The organism is Vibrio sp. D401a, from assembly GCF_030248515.1.
Taxonomy (GTDB): domain Bacteria; phylum Pseudomonadota; class Gammaproteobacteria; order Enterobacterales; family Vibrionaceae; genus Vibrio; species Vibrio rotiferianus.
Map to the genome: position 1 here is coordinate 1 of NZ_JAHGAI010000110.1, position 701 is coordinate 701.

Annotated in this window: 1 protein-coding gene; it reads right to left on the reverse strand. The window is 41.5% G+C overall.

Translation table 11 applies throughout. The features are described 5' to 3' along the window. Positions 1–10: 10 nt before the first annotated feature. Positions 11–649 carry a DJ-1/PfpI family protein gene (locus tag KIV41_RS24730; RefSeq protein ID WP_285337856.1) on the reverse strand — a complete coding sequence of 213 codons (639 nt, stop codon included), beginning with the start codon at positions 647–649 and terminating at the stop codon, positions 11–13. Between the last annotated feature and the right edge of the window lie 52 nt (positions 650–701).

The following is a 701-nucleotide window of genomic DNA, read 5'->3' on the forward strand; positions in this document are numbered from 1 at the left end:
ATGCCAAGCGTTACGAATCACTCTTAAACGCTTTGTTATGCGAATTTTTCAACTCTGCTGACTGAATAGTTGTGGTAATGAGCTCTTCAAAAAGTTCTAACTGCCCAGCTGGAATTAATTGATTCTGAATAGTTTTCCGTTTATTAGAGTCAAACAGCCGCTCTGCCACCCAACCAATGAGATACATCATTGAAAGACAACCTCCTGCGGTGGCTATATTACCTTCTACTATTAGAGGCAGATCCTGAACGTCGCCTCCCATCTTTTGTAGAACACCTTTAGCATCTGGATTGGTTGTTAATGGCTTACCTTTTAGTAAACCGAGCTCATGAAGGATGAATGAACCAGCACATATCGAGCCAATTAGCTGTTTCTTTGGGTCAAGGCTCAACGCTGACATAAATTCATCATCTTTCATCGCTGCTGGAATACCACGCTTACCACTAGTGATAAGAACGACATCTTGGTTCGTCACCTCTGAAATATGCCCGTCTGTTATAACTTTCATACCAAGGTGGGAGTGATGTTCAGGTTTAGTTCCCAGTATGCTGACCGTCCAACTATCGGTTGTTCTCCCAAGCAAATCATACATAAGAAAAAAGTCTACATCTGTGAAATCATCAAATATAACAACGCCAACTTTGTACATAAATCTCTATTCCTTTCGCTGACCTCATGAATCGCATAACGCCCTGTTAAGG